Raw genomic sequence first — 16,455 nt, 5'->3', positions numbered from 1 at the left:
GGACAGGAGCATGACCGACATGACGCTTCCCCCCACCGCCATTCCGGCGAAGTCGCTCGACGACGAGTCGCGCGCCGCGCAAACCCGGCTGCGCCGCCGCCGGCAACTGATCATCGGCCTGCGGATCGCCGTGCTCGTCATCGTGCTGGGCGGCTGGGAACTCGCCGCGCGGCTGAAGTGGATCGATCCGTTCTTCTTCTCGCAGCCGACGCTGATCTTCGCGCAGATCCAGGACTGGTTCGTCAACGGCACGTCGCAAGGGCCGCTGCTCACGCAGGTGTGGGTGACGCTCGAGGAAACCACGATCGGCTTCCTGATCGGCTCGGTGGCCGGCGTGATCTGCGGGATCGTGCTCGGCCGCAACAAGCTGATGGCCGACGTGTTCGGCCTGTACATCCAGATCGCGAACTCGATCCCGCGCGTCGTGCTCGGCTCGATCTTCGTGATCGCGCTCGGCCTCGGGATGGCGTCGAAGATCGCGCTGGCCGTCGTGATGGTGTTCTTCGTCGTGTTCGGCAACGCGTTCCAGGGCGTGCGCGAGGCCGACCGCTACCTGATCGCGAACGCGCAGATCCTCGGCGCGTCGCGCCGGCAGATCACGACGTCGGTCGTGATCCCGTCCGCGCTCTCGTGGATTCTCGCGAGCCTGCACGTGAGCTTCGGTTTCGCGCTGGTCGGCGCGGTCGTCGGCGAATTCCTGGGTTCCAAGCAGGGCATCGGTTTGCTAATCTCCACCGCCCAGGGCGCGTTCAACGCGAGCGGCGTGTTCGCGGCGATGATCGTGCTGGCCGTGGTCGCGCTGGCCGCCGACTACCTGCTGACCTGGCTCGAGAAGCGGCTGCTGAAGTGGCGGCCCGCGGCGTTCTGAACGCCGGCGGCGCACGCCTGACATGACACTTCCGACCGCGCCGGCGCTCCCGGCGCGGTTCGGCATTCCGGAGAAGGAGCGCAACAGGATGGCGCACAGCCTGCGCGGGCGATTGCTGTGGTGGCTGCTGCTGCCGCTCGCGGTGTTCGTGCTGATCGCGGGCGCGATGTCGTACGACACCGCGCGGACCACGGCCGCGCTCGTGCAGGACAGCGCGCTCGTCGCGTCCGCACGCACGATCGGCGAGGACGTCGAATGGCGCAACGGGCTGCCGGTCGCCGACGTGCCGCCGGCCGCGCTGGAGATCTTCGAGTCGCCGTCTGGCGATTCGGTGTTCTACAAGGTGATCGACGGGCACGACCGCCTGCTCGCCGGCACGCCGGCGCTCGACGTGCCCGCGCGGCACGGCGTCGAGCCGACGCTGTACGACACGTCGCTCGACGGCGTGCCGCTGCGCGCGGTGACCTACGATCGGCAGCTGTACGACGAAGGGCAGGTCGAGACGGTCACGGTGGTCGTCGCGAAGACGACGCGCTCGCATCGCGCGATGGTCGCCACGATCTGGCGGCCGCAGCTCGTGCGCCTGTCGCTGATGCTGATGCTCGCGATGGGGCTCGTGTACCTCGGCCTCACCTTCGAGATGCGCCCGCTGATGAAGCTGAAGGACGACGTGGCCGACCGCGGGCCGATGGAGCTGGAGCCGATCCGCCCCGAGCGGCTGCAGAACGAGCTGCGGCCGATCGTCGATGCGATCAACCAGTGCATCGCGCGCCTGAACATGCACACGGCCACGCAGCGCCGCTTCATCGCGGATGCCGCGCACCAGTTGCGCACGCCGATCGCGGTGCTCGACACGCAGATCCAGTACGCGCAGCGGCGCGGGCACGACGATCCGGAGCTCGCGGCGGTGCTCGACAGCATGCAGCGCAGCAGTCGCAAGATGGCCGACGTGACCGACAAGCTGCTGCTGCTCGCGCACGCGGAGGCCACGCCGTCGACGCTGCTGACCCAGCGCGTCGATCTCGCGGCCGTGGTATCGAGCGTGCTCGAGGAAACGATCGTGCTCGCGCAGCGGCGCGATATCGATCTCGGCGCCGATCTCGGCGAGCGGCTCGACGTCGCGGGCAGCGACAGCCTGCTGACCGCGCTGGTGATGAACCTCGTCGACAACGCGGTGCGCTACACGCAGCCCGGCGGCTGCGTGACGGTGGCCGCACGCCGCGACGGCGACGCGATCGTGCTCGACGTGATCGACAACGGCCCCGGCATCCCGGCCGAAGCGCGCCCGCACGTGTTCAAGCGGTTCTACCGCGTGTCGGCCGACACCGAAGGCTCGGGCCTCGGGCTCGCGATCGTCCGTGAAATCGCGCAGGCGCACGGCGGCAGCGCGTCGCTCGCGCCGGGGGCCGGCAATCGCGGTATCGTCGTGACCGTACGGCTGCCCGCCTACGATTGAAGAGAAAGCCGTCATGAAACTCCTGCTGGTCGAAGACAACGCCGAACTCGCGCACTGGATCGTGAACCTGCTGCGCGGCGAGGACTTCGCGGTCGATTCCGTCGGCGACGGCGAGCGCGCCGACACGGTGCTGAAGACCGAACGCTACGACGCGGTGCTGCTCGACATGCGCCTGCCCGGCATCAGCGGCAAGGAAGTGCTCGCGCGGCTGCGGCGCCGCAACGACAACGTGCCGGTGCTGATGCTGACCGCGCACGGCTCGGTCGACGACAAGGTCGACTGCTTCGGCGCGGGCGCCGACGACTACGTCGTGAAGCCGTTCGAATCGCGCGAGCTGGTCGCGCGGATTCGCGCGCTGATCCGCCGGCAGGCCGGCGTCGGCACGACGCAGCTCGTGTGCGGCGATCTCGTCTATGCGTTCGGCACGCGCGAATTCCGCTGCGGCGAAACGGTGCTCACGCTGCGCCGCCGCGAGCACGCGATCCTCGAGACGCTGATGCTGCAGCAGAACAAGACGGTGTCGAAGGCGCGGCTGATGGACAGCGTGTTCGCGCTCGACGACGAGCCCAGCGCCGACGCGATCGACATCTATATTCACCGGCTGCGCAAGCATCTCGCGGGCAGCACGGCCGAAATCATCACGCTGCGCGGGCTGGGGTACATCCTGCGCATGAAAAGCGCGCAGGACTGACGGGCACGCACCCGCCGCACGGAACATCGATTCGTAGCACGAAAGGTTGACCAGACCAGCCGGATGCCCGGCAGGCCCGCTTGCGCACGCCTGCCTGATCCGTGATCGTTGCGCGTTCGGTGTTTTCACCGATCCGATTCCTGCGTCCGGGAAAGCGTCGTGAAGGATTGCACGCTCTACGATGCTACGCGTCGGCCCTCTCGCTGTGGCCGGCACGAGTCGGCATACATTACGTACTGCAAACGACAAGATTTCAATGCGGCAGCTCGGAGGAGACGATCTTGAAACGAAAAACCCTTGCCCTTTCCATCGCGGCGGCCGGCCTGTGCGCCGGTACGCACGCGCAAGCGCAGTCGAGCGTGCAGCTCTACGGCCTGATGGACCTGAGCTTTCCGACCTACCGGACCCACGCCGACGCGAACGGCAATCACGTGATCGGGATGGGCAACGAAGGCGAGCCGTGGTTCAGCGGCAGCCGCTGGGGCCTGCGCGGCGCAGAAGACATCGGCGGCGGCACGAAGATCATCTTCCGCCTCGAAAGCGAATTCGTGGTCGCGAACGGCCAGATGGAAGACGAAGGCCAGATCTTCGACCGCGACGCGTGGGTCGGCGTCGAGGACGAGCGCTTCGGCAAGCTGACGGCCGGCTTCCAGAACACGATCGCGCGTGACGCATCGGCGATCTACGGCGACGCGTACGGTTCCGCGAGGCTGTCGACCGAGGAAGGCGGCTGGACCAACTCGAACAACTTCAAGCAGATGATCTTCTACGCGGCCGGCCCGACCGGCACGCGCTACAACAACGGCATCGCGTGGAAGAAGCTGTTCAGCAACGGCATCTTCGCGAGCGCCGGCTACCAGTTCAGCAACTCGACGTCGTTCGCGACCGGCTCCGCCTACCAGGCCGCGCTCGGCTACAACGGCGGGCCGTTCAACGTGTCGGGCTTCTACAACCACGTGAACCACAACGGCTTCAGGAACCAGACGTTCTCGGTCGGCGGCAACTACACGTTCGACATCGTGCGCCTGAATGCCGGCTACTTCCGCTACAACGGCGACCAGGGCCCGCTCGGCCAGCGTCACGACGATTCGTGGACGGTGTCGATGAAGATCGCCCCGAAGGGCGCGCTCGACTACGAGCTCGGCTACCAGCAGATGCGCATCAAGAACGCCGCGAACAACTCCGACGGCTTCACGCCGAACGCGAACCTCGGCGCGTTCAGCCTGACCAACGGCGTCGCCAACGGCTTCAAGGAGACGATCTACGGGTCGGTGTTCTATCACCTGAGCAAGCGCACCGAGGTGTACCTCGCCGGCGACTACATGAAGCTGCACGGCGGCTACACGGCTGCGTCGACGTTCGGCGCGAAGAACCAGCTCGAACTGACGTCGGGCATCCGCACGCGTTTCTGACCTGCGGGCCGGCCATCCGGGCGGGGCTGCGGTACCCCGCCTTTCCCTGCCTCCAGGATTTCTCGATGCGGGCACGGCGGCGCTTTGCGCCGACCGTGCCCTTTTTTTCGTCCTTTCCGCGGCGCTCCGGGGTGCCCGGACAACGGCCGCCAGCCGCCCGTGCGACAACCGGCCCGAAGCCGCTTGCGGCCCGTGGGGCGGGCGATCGCGGCCGATGCGCGCACGCTCGGCCCACATCGGCGCTTGACCTCGGCCGGTCGACTCGATAGCGTTTCGGGTTTGCCCGGGTGGCCATTGCCGCCGGTGCCGTGAGCGCGCCCGACGTCCTGGCGCGCGCGGCCGGGCTCCGATGGAAAAGACGATGCAGAAACTCGATGCGGCCAGCCCGCAGGCGATGTCGACCGATTTCACCGCCGACAACGTCGCGCGCCTGAAGGCGCTGTTCCCCGAACTCGTGACCGAAGGCCCCGGCGGCGCGTCGGTCGACATCGACGTGCTGAAGGCGCTGGTCGGCGATCGCACGGTCGGCGACGCCGAAGAACGCTACGGCTTCCACTGGCATGGCAAGCGCAGCGCGCGCCAGGCCGCGCTCACGCCGTCGACCGGCACGCTGCGGCCCTGCCCCGACGACAGCGTCGCGTGGGACGACACCCGCCATCTCGTGATCGAGGGCGACAACCTCGACGTGATGAAGCTGCTGCACAAGAGTTACGCGGGCAAGGTGAAGCTCGTCTACATCGATCCGCCGTACAACACCGGCAGCGATTTCGTCTATCCGGACGACTTCAGCGACAGTATCCGCCACTACCTGGCGATGACCGGGCAGACCCAGGGCGGCGTGAAGCGCAGCACCAACACCGAGGCGAACGGCCGGTTCCACACCGACTGGCTGAACATGATGTATCCGCGCCTGAAGCTCGCGCACGCGCTGCTGTCCGACGAAGGGCTGATCGCCGTGCACATCGACGAGCATGAAGTGCACGCGCTGGTGCTGATGCTGCGCGAGATCTTCGGCGAGGAGAACGAGCTCGGCGTCGCCGTGTGGGACAAGCGCAACCCGAAGGGCGACGCACGCGGCGTCGCGTACCAGCACGAATCGCTGGTGCTGTTCGCGCGCAACGCCGAGACGCTGCTCGAACGGGCGCCGCTCAAGCGCCCGAAGCGCAATGCGCAGCGCATGCTCGATGCCGCGCACGACGCCGTGTACCGCAGCGGCAACGCGAAGGACGCGCAGAAGGCGTACCGCGCGTGGATGAAGGCGCAGACCAACCTGTCGGGCGGCGAGGCGATGTACGACCGGCTGTCGGCCGACGGGCGCGTGTACCGCCTCGTGTCGATGGCCTGGCCGAACAAGAAAAAGGCGCCGGAAGAGTATTTCACGCCGCTGATCCACCCGGTCACCGGCAAGCCGTGCGCGATGCCGGCGCGCGGCTGGCGCAACCCGCCTGCGACAATGCAGGCGCTGATCGAGCGCGGCCAGATCGAGTTCGGCGCGGATGAAACCACGCAGCCGCAGCGGATCTACTACCTCGACGAGAACATGTACGAGAACGTGCCGTCGGTGCTGCCGTTCGCCGGCTCCGACGACGCGCTGCTGAAGACGCTCGGCATCCCGTTCGACCTGCCGAAGCCGGTCGATTTCGCGGCGGCCGTGATCGGCTGGTGCACGCGCGGCGACGACATCGTGCTCGACTGCTTCGCGGGCTCCGGCTCGACCGGCCACGCGGTGATGCAGGTGAACGCGACCGACGGCGGCGCGCGCCGCTACGTGCTCGTGCAGCTGCCCGAGGCGCTCGACCGCCGCGACAAGACGCAGCTGGCGGCCGCCGATTTCTGCGCGAAGCTGAAAAAGCCGCTGACGCTCGCCGAAATCACCAAGGAACGCCTGCGCCGCGCCGCGCAGCAGGTCGCGCGCGATTACCCGGAAAGCTATGGCGACCTCGGTTTCCGCGTGTACCGGCTCGACACGACCAACGTGATCGAGTGGGACCCGCGCCGCGACGACTTCGACCATGCGCTGTTCGCATCCGTCGAGCACGTGAAGACCGGCCGCACGGAAGACGACCTGCTCGCCGAACTGACGCTGAAGCTCGGCCTCGACCTGTGCACGCCGGTCGAGCATCACCAGGTGGCCGGCAAGACCGTGCACCTGATCGGCCGCGCGATCGTCGCGTGCTTCGATGCGCGCATCTCGCGCGACGACGCGGGCCCGCTCGCCGACGGCATCGTCGACCTGCTCGATGCGACCGGCACGACGCACGACGTCACGTGCCTGTTCCGCGACAGCGGTTTCGTCGACGACGTCGCGAAGCTCAATCTCGCCGCGCTGCTCGAACAGCACGGCGTGAAGCGCGTGCGGAGCCTGTGATGCGGCTGCATTTCGAAGCGGATCTCGACTACCAGCGCGAGGCGATCGACGCCGTCTGCGACCTGTTTCGCGGGCAGGAATCGTATCGCGGCGACTTCAGCGTGCTCGCGAACGCCGCGCCCGGCACGACGGCCGCCGCGCAAGGCTCGCTTGGCTTCGCGGTGTCGGAACAGGGCGTCGGTAACCGGCTGTCGCTGACCGACGACGCGCTCGCGCGCAATCTCGCCGACGTGCAGCTGCGCGGCGGGCTCCCGCCGTCCGGCCTGCCCGGCTCGCGCGACTTCACCGTCGAGATGGAGACCGGCACCGGCAAGACCTACGTGTACCTGCGCACGATCTTCGAGCTGAACCGCCGTTACGGCTTCACGAAGTTCGTGATCGTCGTGCCGTCGATCGCGATCAAGGAAGGCGTGCACAAGACGCTTTCCATCACCGAGGATCACTTCCGCGCGCTGTACGCGGGCGTGCCGTACGACTACTTCCTGTACGACTCCGCGAAGCTCGGCCAGGTGCGCCACTTCGCGGCGAGCGCGGCGATCCAGATCATGGTGATGACGGTCGCCGCGATCAACAAGAAAGAGATCAACAACCTCTACAAGGACAGCGAGAAGACCGGCGGCGAGAAGCCGATCGACCTGATCCGCGCGACGCGGCCGATCGTGATCGTCGACGAGCCGCAAAGCGTCGACGGCGGCCTCGAGGGGCGCGGGCGCGAAGCGCTCGCCGCGATGGCGCCGCTCTGCACGCTGCGCTATTCGGCCACGCACGTCGACCGTCACCACATGGTGTACCGGCTCGACGCGGTCGACGCGTACGAGCGCAAGCTCGTGAAGCAGATCGAGATCGCGTCGGCGATCGTCGAGGATGCGCACAACAAGCCGTACGTGCGGCTCGTCGGCGTGTCGAACCGGCGCGGCGCGATCAGCGCGCGTGTCGAGCTCGACGTCGCGACGGCGGCTGGCGTGAAGCGCCAGATCGTGACGGCCACCGACGGCGACGATCTCGAACGCCTGACCAAGCGTGCGCTGTACGCGGGGCTGCGGATCGGCGAAGTGCATGCGGTGAAGGGCGCCGAATACGTCGAGCTGCGCCATCCGGAAGGCGAGGCGTTCCTGTCGCTCGGCGAGGCGTTCGGCGACATCGACACGCTCGCCGTGCAGCGCGAGATGATCCGCCGCACGATCCGCGAGCATCTCGACAAGGAACTGCGCCTGGCCGAGCGCGGCGTGAAGGTGCTGTCGCTGTTCTTCGTCGATTCGGTCGAGCGTTATCGCCGCTACGACGAGAACGGTATGCCCGTGAAGGGCGATTACGCGCTGATCTTCGAAGAGGAATATGCGCGTGCGGCACGCGTGCCGGCCTACCGTGCGCTGTTCGACGGCGTCGACGTGGCGCTCGAAGTCGGGCGCGCGCACAACGGCTACTTCTCGATCGACCGCAAGGGCGGCTGGACCGACACGAGCGAAAGCAGCGCGGCGGCCCGCGAAAACGCCGAACGCGCGTACGGCCTGATCATGCGCGAGAAGGAAGCGCTGCTGTCGTTCGACACGCCGCTGAAGTTCATCTTCTCGCACTCGGCGCTCAAGGAAGGCTGGGACAACCCGAACGTGTTCCAGATCTGCACGCTGCGCGACATCCAGACCGAGCGCGAGCGCCGCCAGACGCTCGGCCGCGGGTTGCGCCTCGCCGTCGACCAGGACGGCGAACGCGTGCGCGACCCGGGCGTGAACACGCTCACCGTGATCGCGACCGAGCGCTACGAGTCGTTCGCGGAGAACCTGCAGAAGGAAATCGAGGCCGATACGGGCATTCGTTTCGGGATCGTCGAGGAACACCAGTTCGCAGCGCTGCCCGTACAGGAAGGCGACGCGCCCGCGCATGCGCTCGGCATCGAGCTGTCGCGCGTGCTGTGGAATCATCTGCACGAGCAGGGTTACGTCGATGCGCAGGGCAAGGTGCTCGACCGGCTGAAGGATGCGCTGCGCCGGAGCGCGCTGGTGCTGCCCGAGGCGTTCGAGATGCTGCGCGCGCCGATCGTCGCGACGCTGCGCAAGCTGTCGGGCCGTTTTGCCGTGCGCAACGCGGACGAGCGCCGTGCGATCGCGCTGCGGCGCGATGAGTCGGGCAAGGCCGTCGTGTTCGGCGAGGATTTCCGCGCGTTGTGGGACCGCATCCGCCATCGCACCGTGTACCGCGTCGAGTTCGACAACGCGAAGCTCGTGCGCGACTGCGCGGCCGCGCTGCACGACGCGCCGGACATCGCGCGCGCACGGCTGCAGTGGCGCAAGGCCGAGATCGATATCGGCAAGGCCGGCATCGAGGCGATCGAGGTGGGCGGCGCCGGCACGGTGCTGCTCGACGAAGGCGAGCTGCCGCTGCCCGACCTGCTCACCGAGCTGCAGGACCGCACGCAGCTCACGCGCCGTTCGCTCGCGACGATCCTGGCCGACAGCGGCCGGCTCGACGATTTTCGCGTGAATCCGCAGCAGTTCATCGCGGTCGCGGCCGATGCGATCAACCGCTGCAAGCGGCTCGCGCTCGTCGCGGGCATCGCGTATCGCAAGCTCGGCGAGCGCCATGTGCATGCGCTCGAATCGTTCGAAAGCGAGGCGCTGACGGGTTACCTGCGCAACCTGCGGCCCGACGCGCGGAAGTCGATCCACGAAGCGGTCGTGTGCGAGACGGACGCGGAGCGCGCGTTCGCCGATGCGCTCGAGGCGCACGACGGCGTGAAGCTGTACGCGAAGCTGCCCGCGTGGTTCCGCGTGCAGACACCGCTCGGCAGCTATCACCCCGACTGGGCCGTGCTCGCGGAGCAGGACGGCGGCGAGCGGCTGTACTTCGTCGTCGATACGCCGAATACCGACGGCCATGTGCCGAGCGAGCACGAGCGTGCGAAGCTCGCGTGCGGCGAAGCGCATTTCCGTGCACTGGTGGACGGCGACGGCGCGGCGCGCTTCGTGCGCGTCAGGCAGGCCGATGCGTTGTTCGAACCTGCGGTGCCGCTGGCAGGCGCCGGGCGGTGATACGAAGGGCGGCGATGAGCCGCCTTTTTTTCTGCGTCGATCGATCGCGCCGGATACCGTTGCGACGCTCACGTCGCGTATCGATTCCGCTCGTACCGTCCGCGTGAAAGCGATCCGTATTCTTGCCCGGGCGCAGTGCGGTTACGGCTGGTTGCAAATCGGGTCGGCACGACGTTTCCTCGCGACGGCGGCAATGCGTTGCCTCGATGAAAAAAGGGCGCCGAAGCGCCCTTCTCCCGCATGCGTGCGTCGCGTTTACAGCGTGCGGCCGAATGCGTTGTGATGCGAACGATGCGTGGACGTCGACGCATGCGTGGTATGGCCATGCGCATGCCCGTGCGCGTGACCATGACCCGGCTGCACGCCGGCGCGATCGGCGATCGTATCCGAGCGGTCGGCAGCGCGCGACAGGCCCTTGTCGCGGTCCCCCGCGTGCATGCCGTTCGAGTTGCTCAGCGCCTGGCCGCTCATGTGGCCGCCGGACATGCCGCCCGCGTTGCCGCCCGAGCCTCCTGCGCCATGACCGCCACCGTTGCCACCGCCATTGCCGCCGGCCGCCGCGTACGCGGACACCGAGCCGAGCGCGAGCAGCGCGGCCGTCAATACGGACAGATATCGTTGCTGTTTCATCTTGTGCTCCCTGGAGCGCGTTCGTGTGACTGCATTCTATGAACGCACAAAATTCGCGCCACGCGACGTTGTAAATGATCGTAACGATGCGCGCGGCGCGCATTCGTCGGATCGATCCGGGTGTTGCATGAACGGGGAGCGAAGCAGGCGGCGGCGGCGCGTTGGCGCCGCCCCGGTGATGAAGTGCTTACTGCGCCGGCTGCATGCCCTGCGCGGCGGCCTTGTGTTGAGCGGCCTGCTCCTGCGCCTGCTTCTTCGCCATGTGGTGGCCGACGATACAGCCGCCGACCGCACCGACGACCGCGTGGTGCCCCGCGTAGTGGCCGGCGACCCCGCCGACCACCGCACCCTTCATGCAGCCCGCCGCATGCGCGCTGCCGATCGTTGCGAGCGCGACGACAGCGGCGGCGGCGCACAGCCTGATGTGACGAATGGGCATCATGTTGTCACTCTCCTCTCGTGGTGATCAGCCGGGCCGCTTAGTCCCAGCGGCCGCCGCGCCAGCCGCCGCGGTCGCGCCACTCGTGCTCGCGCCATTCACGGCGGCGCCACTCGTGTTCGCGCCATTCGCGCTGACGCCAGCCATCGCCACGCCAGCCGTCATCGCGGTAGCCCACCGGCGCGTACATGACGGGCGGCGGCGGCGCGACGTAGACCGGTGCGGGCGCCGCATAGACGCCCGGCACACCGATGCCGACCGACAGGTCGACGTGGGCCGACGCGACGCCCGAAGCTGCCAGCGCCGCTACACCGAGAACTGCACCGAGAATAAGTTTCTTGCTCATCTCGCGACTCCCTGCACGTGTCGTGCGTCATGTGAATACGGTTCGGAGTCTAGGCACCGGACACAGACACAGGTGAAACGGGTATGCGAGACCGGTAACGGACGTTTACGGATGCCCGCAAAGCCTTGCGGGACAAGGGAGAGGCCGTGCTCGAAACGCCGTTGCGGCGATGCATCGGGCCGGTAAAAAGGGCGTTTCGGCACGAAACCGGGCGATTCGATCGCGCTCGCCGGCGTGCGCGGGAAGCGAACCGCCCACGCGGGGCGCGAGCGGTTCGCAACAGCGGGCGTTACGCGCGGATATCGTCGACGCTGCGCAGCCAGTGCACGCTGAACAGGTTGTCCGCGTCGGTCCACACGGTATCGGGCTCGAATCCCGCGCGGCGCGCGATCGCATGGAAGCCGTCGATCGTGAACTTGTGCGAGTTCTCCGTGTGGATGCGCTCGCCGGCTTCGAAGCGGAACGCGTGGCCGCGCACGTGCACCGTCTGCGCGACATCGCTGACGAGATGCATCTCGATGCGCTGCCGCTCGCTGTCGTAGAACGCGCAATGCGAGAACGCGTCGACGTCGAAATCCGCGCCGAGCTCCGCGTTCGCGCGCACCAGCAGGTTCAGGTTGAACCGCGCGGTCACGCCCTGTGCATCGTTGTACGCGTCGTGCAGCGTGCGCGCGTCCTTCACGAGGTCGGCACCGACCAGCAGGCCGCCGCCGCGCAGCAGCCGTGCGGCATCGCGCAGGAATGCGTCGGCCTCTTCCCGCGAGAAATTGCCGATCGTCGAGCCGGGAAAGAAACCGATGCGCCGTGCCGGTGTCGCGGTCAGCGCGGCCAGTTGCTCGGCCTTCGTGTAGTCGGCCGCGAGCGGCGCGACGTCGAGCCACGGATAGGCCGAACGCAGTCGCGCGGCCGCGCCGTGCAGGTAGTCCGCCGAGATGTCGACCGGCACGTAGCGCGCCGGCGCGTTCGCATAGTTGCCCGCGAACGCGTCGAGCAGCACGCGGATCTTCTCGAGCGAGCCGGCGCCGAATTCGACGAGTTCCGCATGCGGGCCGACGCGCCGCACGATCTCGGCCGCGCGATCGCGCAGGATGCCGAGCTCGGTGCGGGTCGGGTAATACTCGGGCAGCTCGCAGATGCGATCGAACAGCGCGGAGCCGGCCGCATCGTAGAAGTATTTCGGCGGAATGCTGCGCGGCGTGCGCGACAGTCCGTCGATCAGGTCGCGCTCGAACGCGCTCGGCCGCGAATCGCGGGCGGGTTGCTGGCCACCGCTCGTGGCCGTCTGGTCAGACGTCTCGCGCAAGTCGCACTCCCGTGAATTGCCAGCGTGCCGCCGGCGGAAAGAAATTGCGGTACGTCGGCCGTTCGTGCCCCGGCGGCGTCGCGATGCTGCTGCCGCGCAGGACCTGCTGGCCGACCATGAACTTGCCGTTGTATTCGGCCGCGACACCCGCGAGCGGCCGAAAGCCCGGGTACGGCTCGTAGGACGAGCGCGTCCATTGCCACACGTGCCCGAGCATCTGCCGGATGCCTTCGGAAGGGAACGCGGCTTCCCATTCGAATTCGGTCGGCAGGCGGGCGCCGGCCCATTCCGCGTACGCGGCCGCTTCGTAGAAGCTCACGTGGCACACCGGTGCGTCGGGCGCGAGCGGCTCGACGCCGTGCAGGCCGAACGTGCGACGTACGCGCGTGGCGGCCGCATCGTCGTCGTCGGGCATCCAGTACGCGGGCCCTTGCCACCCTTCCCGCTGCACCGTGGCCCAGCCGTCGGACAGCCAGAACTCGGGGCGTGTGTAGCCGCCGTCTGCGACGAACGCCGCATATTCCGCATTCGTCACGAGACGGTTCGCGATCTCGTACGGCCGCACGAGCGCCGTGTGGCGCGGCCGTTCGTTGTCGAACGAGAACGCATCGCCGTCGTGGCCGATCTCGACGAGCCCGCCCGGCTGGTGAAGCCAGTGCAGCGCGCCCGCATCGCCCGCGGCCATCGCATCGCCGTCCATCCCGTTGCGCGGCCGGAACGCCGGCTTCAGCGGGTTGCACGAGAACGCGTGCAGCATGTCGGTCACGATCAATTCCTGGTGCTGCTGCTCGTGATGCAGGCCGAGCACGACCTCGGGCGCGATTGCGTCGAGCAGCGCCGCATCGGTGCCGGCCAGCGCGCGCAGCATCGCGTCGTCGACGTATTGCCGGTACGCATGCACCTCGTCGAGCGACGGGCGCGTGAGCAGCCCGCGCTGCGGCCGCGGATGGCGCGGGCCGAGCGCTTCGTAATAGGAATTGAAGAGGAACTGGAATGCGTCGTCGAACGGCGCGTAGCCGGGCACGCGGCGCATCAGCACGACGGTTTCGAAGAACCAGGTCGTATGCGCGAGATGCCATTTCGTCGGACTCGCGTCGGGCATCGACTGCACGGCCTGGTCTTCGGCGGACAACGTCGCAGTCAACGCGACGCTATGAGTGCGCACGTCCTGGTAACGGCGCTGAAGCTTTGATGCAAGGAGGCTCATCGGTTTACCGTCCACGTCGCGATTCGCTGCGTTGCGTTGCCGGAAAAGGGAAAGCCTTGCGCGTGATGCGCGCGGCTGACGTGCGACCTGCTGCTGCGTCGACGGGCAGCCGGCGCGCGCGCCGGGCCGCGAATGCGGCGTCACTTCATCTGCCCGTGCAGAACAGTATGGTCCAGAAATGTGAATGCTGCGAATCGGGATGCCGGTGAAACGCGAACGAAAGAGAAATGAAAGTGTCGGCCGCGCGCGTGTCGTACGCGTGACACGCCGGGCAGGCCTGCCGGTTCGGGCGTGAACGCCGTGCACGACGCGCTGGGCCGCGCAGGCGGGCTGCTGACATCCCATGACATCCGCGCGGCGATCGTGAGTGCATGCCCCGGGATGCCCGGATTTGTCTGACGAACGTGTGCGTGCGCCGCGACCGGCACGGCGATGAACCGCCCCGCCCTTCGTCCGGGTCCGCGGCCAAACGCGCTTCGAAAAAATTTTCAGCCGATGTCACACACGCGGGGGGCTCGCTCGTCATGTCACCGGAACCCACACGAAAGGAGAAGGACCATGACTGCGAAACTCAATCCGTTTGCCGCCGCACCCGCACTGATGAAGAACTGGATGACCGTGTCGGTCGCCGCTGCCGGGAGCCTCGAGCCGACGCTGATCGAGCTCGTCAAGATCCGCGCATCGCAAATCAACGCGTGCGCGAACTGCATTAACATGCACACCGCCGAGGCCCGCGAGCAAGGCGAGACCGAGCAGCGCATCCATCTGCTTGCCGCGTGGCGCGAAGCGCCCTGCTACACCGACCGCGAACGCGCGGCGCTCGCGTGGACCGAAGCGCTCACGCGGCTGTCGGAGGGCCACGCCGCACACGAGGCAGCCTACGCGGCGCTGAACGACCACTTCAGCCAGGAGGAACAGGTGAAGCTCACGCTGATGATCAACGTGATCAACGGCTGGAACCGGCTCGCCGTCGGCTTCGGGCTGTGGATCGACCCGGCCGACGCGAAGGCCGCCGCCGCGAAGATGGTGGCCTGATGCCGCCTCTCGACCCGGCCAGGGGCAGCGCCGAAGAACGGGCCGACGCGGCGGCGAGCTTCGACCCGCTGCGCCGCACGCTGATCCGCGTCGCGTACCGGATGCTCGGTTCCGTCGCGGATGCCGAGGACATGGTGCAGGAAGCGTTCATCCGCTGGATGGACGTCGACCGTACCGAGGTGCGCGTGCCCGAGGCGTTCCTGCGCCGCATGGTGATGCGCATGTGCCTCGACCAGCTGAAGTCCGCGCGGCACCAGCGCGAGACCTATATCGGCCCGTGGCTGCCCGAGCCGGTGGTCGAGGAAGACGAACAGGAAGACGTCACGCTGCCGCTGCTGCTCGCGCTCGAACGGCTCTCGCCGCTCGAACGCGCGGCGTTCCTGCTGCACGACGTGTTCGGCCTCGAGTTCGACGAAGTAGCCGCGACGATCCAGCGCGACCCGGCCGCGTGCCGGCAGCTCGCCGCGCGGGCGCGTACGCATGTGCGCGAGGCGCGGCCGCGCTTTCATGTCGAGAAACAGCGCGGGATCGAATTGGCGGAAGCGTTTTTTGCCGCGTCACGCAGCGGCGACATGCGCACGCTCGGCGCGATGCTCGCCGAGGACGTGAGCCTGCATTCGGACGGTGGCGGCAAGCGCTCGGCGGCGGGCAAGCCGGTGTTCGGCTTCGAACGCGTGATGAAGGTGCACGAGTATCTGGCCGAGCTGTTTGCGACACATGCATCGAAGCTCGTGCGTGCCGGGTTCATCAACGGGCTGCCGGGTTTCGTCACGCTGGAATCCGATGGCGAACTGCAGACCACGGCGCTCGAGATCGAGGACGGCAAGATCGTCGCGATCTATGTCGTGCGCAATCCCGACAAGTTGAAGCATCTGCACTGAAGGCGGCGGGATCGCGCGCCGGGTGCCGTGTGCAGGCACGGCCGCGATGCGCGCTGTTCACCGTCCTGCCGCCCTGCTTTACCGGCCGCCGGTTCGTGCTCGTACTCGTGCTCGTGCAATCAATACGTGCCGACCACGAGGTTGCGGATCACGATCATCAGGAAGCCGAGCAACGGCGTCGCGATCGCGAAACCGGTTGCCGCGAGCCAGTTCGTGCCGCCCTGCGCTTCCAGCAACGCGAGAAACGATTCGCGCGACGTCGCGTTCGGGCGCAGCTTGTCGATCCGGCGCTCGACGTGCGCCTTGTAGAGGCCGTTCCCGTACCAGCCGAGCGCAACCGCGATCCCGATCGTGACCGGGTCGAGCGTGCTCGATTCGAAGTATGTCGGGAGGAACAGCAGCTCGACCAGCGTGATCGCGAGCGACGCGCCAAGGACGGCCGCCGCCTGCCAGTACATGCATCGATACGCCATCCAGACCGGGCCCAGGAAACAGGCTGCCCAGTTCCACGACTGCCGGTTCTTGCGCGACGCGGCGATCGTCCATTTCCGCTCGAACCAGGCAGCCTTCTTGCCGACATAAGCGGCGATTTCGTCGTTGCTCGCGGACGATGCGGCGGTCGTGACGTCGGACATGGTCGGGTGCTCTCAGTCGCGCGGGTCGCGCGTTGTTGTTTTGATGTGGTCGGATGCGGTGAAAGTCGAACGGCGCAGCCGCTTCGGTCGCACACGATTCTACCTGCCGTGCAGCGCACGGTCGCAGCGTCACGGGCCAGGATGTCGGTGGAGATGCG

General features: G+C 67.7%; 14 protein-coding genes. 8 read left to right on the top strand and 6 right to left on the bottom strand.

Going from position 1 to position 16,455, the window contains the following annotated elements; translation table 11 throughout:
* The first annotated feature begins 10 nt into the window (after positions 1-10).
* The 6 genes from AB3K92_RS22470 to AB3K92_RS22445 all read left to right on the top strand — a co-directional run bounded on the left by AB3K92_RS22470 (position 11) and on the right by AB3K92_RS22445 (position 9,821).
* Positions 11-868, top strand: a complete 858-nt coding sequence (locus AB3K92_RS22470) for an ABC transporter permease (protein ID WP_104767571.1) — start codon at positions 11-13, stop codon at positions 866-868.
* An 88-nt stretch (positions 869-956) separates the two neighbouring features.
* Positions 957-2,324, top strand: coding sequence for a sensor histidine kinase (locus AB3K92_RS22465; RefSeq protein ID WP_369466850.1), 1,368 nt, complete (start codon positions 957-959; stop codon positions 2,322-2,324).
* A 13-nt stretch (positions 2,325-2,337) separates the two neighbouring features.
* Positions 2,338-3,015, top strand: a complete 678-nt coding sequence (locus AB3K92_RS22460; RefSeq protein ID WP_021162256.1) for a response regulator — start codon at positions 2,338-2,340, stop codon at positions 3,013-3,015.
* Positions 3,016-3,296: 281 nt separating this feature from the next.
* A complete protein-coding gene (locus AB3K92_RS22455) occupies positions 3,297-4,427 on the top strand; it encodes a porin (protein WP_059493831.1) in 1,131 nt (376 codons plus the stop codon).
* A 349-nt stretch (positions 4,428-4,776) separates the two neighbouring features.
* Positions 4,777-6,795, top strand: coding sequence for a site-specific DNA-methyltransferase (locus tag AB3K92_RS22450; RefSeq protein ID WP_059490348.1), 2,019 nt, complete (start codon positions 4,777-4,779; stop codon positions 6,793-6,795).
* Positions 6,795-9,821, top strand: coding sequence for a type III restriction-modification system endonuclease (locus tag AB3K92_RS22445; RefSeq protein WP_369465857.1), 3,027 nt, complete (start codon positions 6,795-6,797; stop codon positions 9,819-9,821). Before AB3K92_RS22450 ends, AB3K92_RS22445 begins: the two co-directional genes overlap by 1 nt.
* A 255-nt stretch (positions 9,822-10,076) precedes the next feature.
* Here the strand turns inward: AB3K92_RS22445 and AB3K92_RS22440 are convergent, their stop codons facing one another.
* The 5 genes from AB3K92_RS22440 to egtB all read right to left on the bottom strand — a co-directional run bounded on the left by AB3K92_RS22440 (position 10,077) and on the right by egtB (position 13,746).
* Complete coding sequence (locus AB3K92_RS22440; protein ID WP_369465856.1) at positions 10,077-10,451, bottom strand: hypothetical protein; 375 nt, start codon at positions 10,449-10,451, stop codon at positions 10,077-10,079.
* Positions 10,452-10,638: 187 nt separating this feature from the next.
* A complete protein-coding gene (locus AB3K92_RS22435) occupies positions 10,639-10,893 on the bottom strand; it encodes a hypothetical protein (protein ID WP_021162262.1) in 255 nt (84 codons plus the stop codon).
* A 37-nt stretch (positions 10,894-10,930) separates the two neighbouring features.
* Positions 10,931-11,236 (bottom strand): hypothetical protein, encoded by a 306-nt coding sequence (locus AB3K92_RS22430; RefSeq protein WP_021162263.1) that lies wholly within the window; start codon positions 11,234-11,236, stop codon positions 10,931-10,933.
* Positions 11,237-11,525: 289 nt separating this feature from the next.
* A complete protein-coding gene (gene egtD, locus AB3K92_RS22425; RefSeq protein ID WP_021162264.1) occupies positions 11,526-12,539 on the bottom strand; it encodes an L-histidine N(alpha)-methyltransferase in 1,014 nt (337 codons plus the stop codon).
* Positions 12,523-13,746: an ergothioneine biosynthesis protein EgtB gene (gene egtB, locus AB3K92_RS22420; protein WP_369465855.1), complete on the bottom strand. Its 1,224-nt coding sequence runs from the start codon at positions 13,744-13,746 to the stop codon at positions 12,523-12,525. Before egtB ends, egtD begins: the two co-directional genes overlap by 17 nt.
* A 558-nt stretch (positions 13,747-14,304) precedes the next feature.
* Between egtB and AB3K92_RS22415 the strand changes: the two genes are divergently transcribed.
* Positions 14,305-14,781, top strand: a complete 477-nt coding sequence (locus tag AB3K92_RS22415) for a carboxymuconolactone decarboxylase family protein (protein WP_060307773.1) — start codon at positions 14,305-14,307, stop codon at positions 14,779-14,781.
* A complete protein-coding gene (locus AB3K92_RS22410; RefSeq protein ID WP_059620903.1) occupies positions 14,781-15,662 on the top strand; it encodes a sigma-70 family RNA polymerase sigma factor in 882 nt (293 codons plus the stop codon). Before AB3K92_RS22415 ends, AB3K92_RS22410 begins: the two co-directional genes overlap by 1 nt.
* Positions 15,663-15,781: 119 nt before the next feature.
* Here AB3K92_RS22410 and AB3K92_RS22405 read toward each other — a convergent pair whose 3' ends face one another.
* The gene (locus AB3K92_RS22405) at positions 15,782-16,297 is read right to left on the bottom strand and encodes a DUF2628 domain-containing protein (protein WP_369465854.1); all 516 of its coding nucleotides are present in this window, start codon (positions 16,295-16,297) and stop codon (positions 15,782-15,784) included.
* Positions 16,298-16,455 lie beyond the last annotated feature (158 nt).

The sequence above is a fragment of the Burkholderia sp. Bmkn7 genome (assembly GCF_041103175.1).
GTDB lineage: Bacteria > Pseudomonadota > Gammaproteobacteria > Burkholderiales > Burkholderiaceae > Burkholderia > Burkholderia cepacia.
Note: the sequence above shows the minus strand (reverse complement) of the source record. Positions and strands in the feature narration are given on the sequence as shown.

Excerpts from the sequence above, each read along its gene's own strand:
- AB3K92_RS22460 (WP_021162256.1), top strand. The coding sequence starts at position 2,338 with ATGAAACTCCTGCTGGTCGAAGACAACGCCGAACTCGCGCACTGGATC.
- AB3K92_RS22450 (WP_059490348.1), top strand. The coding sequence starts at position 4,777 with ATGGAAAAGACGATGCAGAAACTCGATGCGGCCAGCCCGCAGGCGATG.
- AB3K92_RS22415 (WP_060307773.1), top strand. The coding sequence starts at position 14,305 with ATGACTGCGAAACTCAATCCGTTTGCCGCCGCACCCGCACTGATGAAG.
- AB3K92_RS22470 (WP_104767571.1), top strand. The coding sequence starts at position 11 with ATGACCGACATGACGCTTCCCCCCACCGCCATTCCGGCGAAGTCGCTC.
- AB3K92_RS22435 (WP_021162262.1), bottom strand. The coding sequence starts at position 10,893 with ATGATGCCCATTCGTCACATCAGGCTGTGCGCCGCCGCCGCTGTCGTC.
- AB3K92_RS22445 (WP_369465857.1), top strand. The coding sequence starts at position 6,795 with ATGCGGCTGCATTTCGAAGCGGATCTCGACTACCAGCGCGAGGCGATC.
- AB3K92_RS22440 (WP_369465856.1), bottom strand. The coding sequence starts at position 10,451 with ATGAAACAGCAACGATATCTGTCCGTATTGACGGCCGCGCTGCTCGCG.
- AB3K92_RS22405 (WP_369465854.1), bottom strand. The coding sequence starts at position 16,297 with ATGTCCGACGTCACGACCGCCGCATCGTCCGCGAGCAACGACGAAATC.
- AB3K92_RS22430 (WP_021162263.1), bottom strand. The coding sequence starts at position 11,236 with ATGAGCAAGAAACTTATTCTCGGTGCAGTTCTCGGTGTAGCGGCGCTG.
- AB3K92_RS22465 (WP_369466850.1), top strand. The coding sequence starts at position 957 with ATGGCGCACAGCCTGCGCGGGCGATTGCTGTGGTGGCTGCTGCTGCCG.
- egtB (WP_369465855.1), bottom strand. The coding sequence starts at position 13,746 with ATGAGCCTCCTTGCATCAAAGCTTCAGCGCCGTTACCAGGACGTGCGC.
- AB3K92_RS22410 (WP_059620903.1), top strand. The coding sequence starts at position 14,781 with ATGCCGCCTCTCGACCCGGCCAGGGGCAGCGCCGAAGAACGGGCCGAC.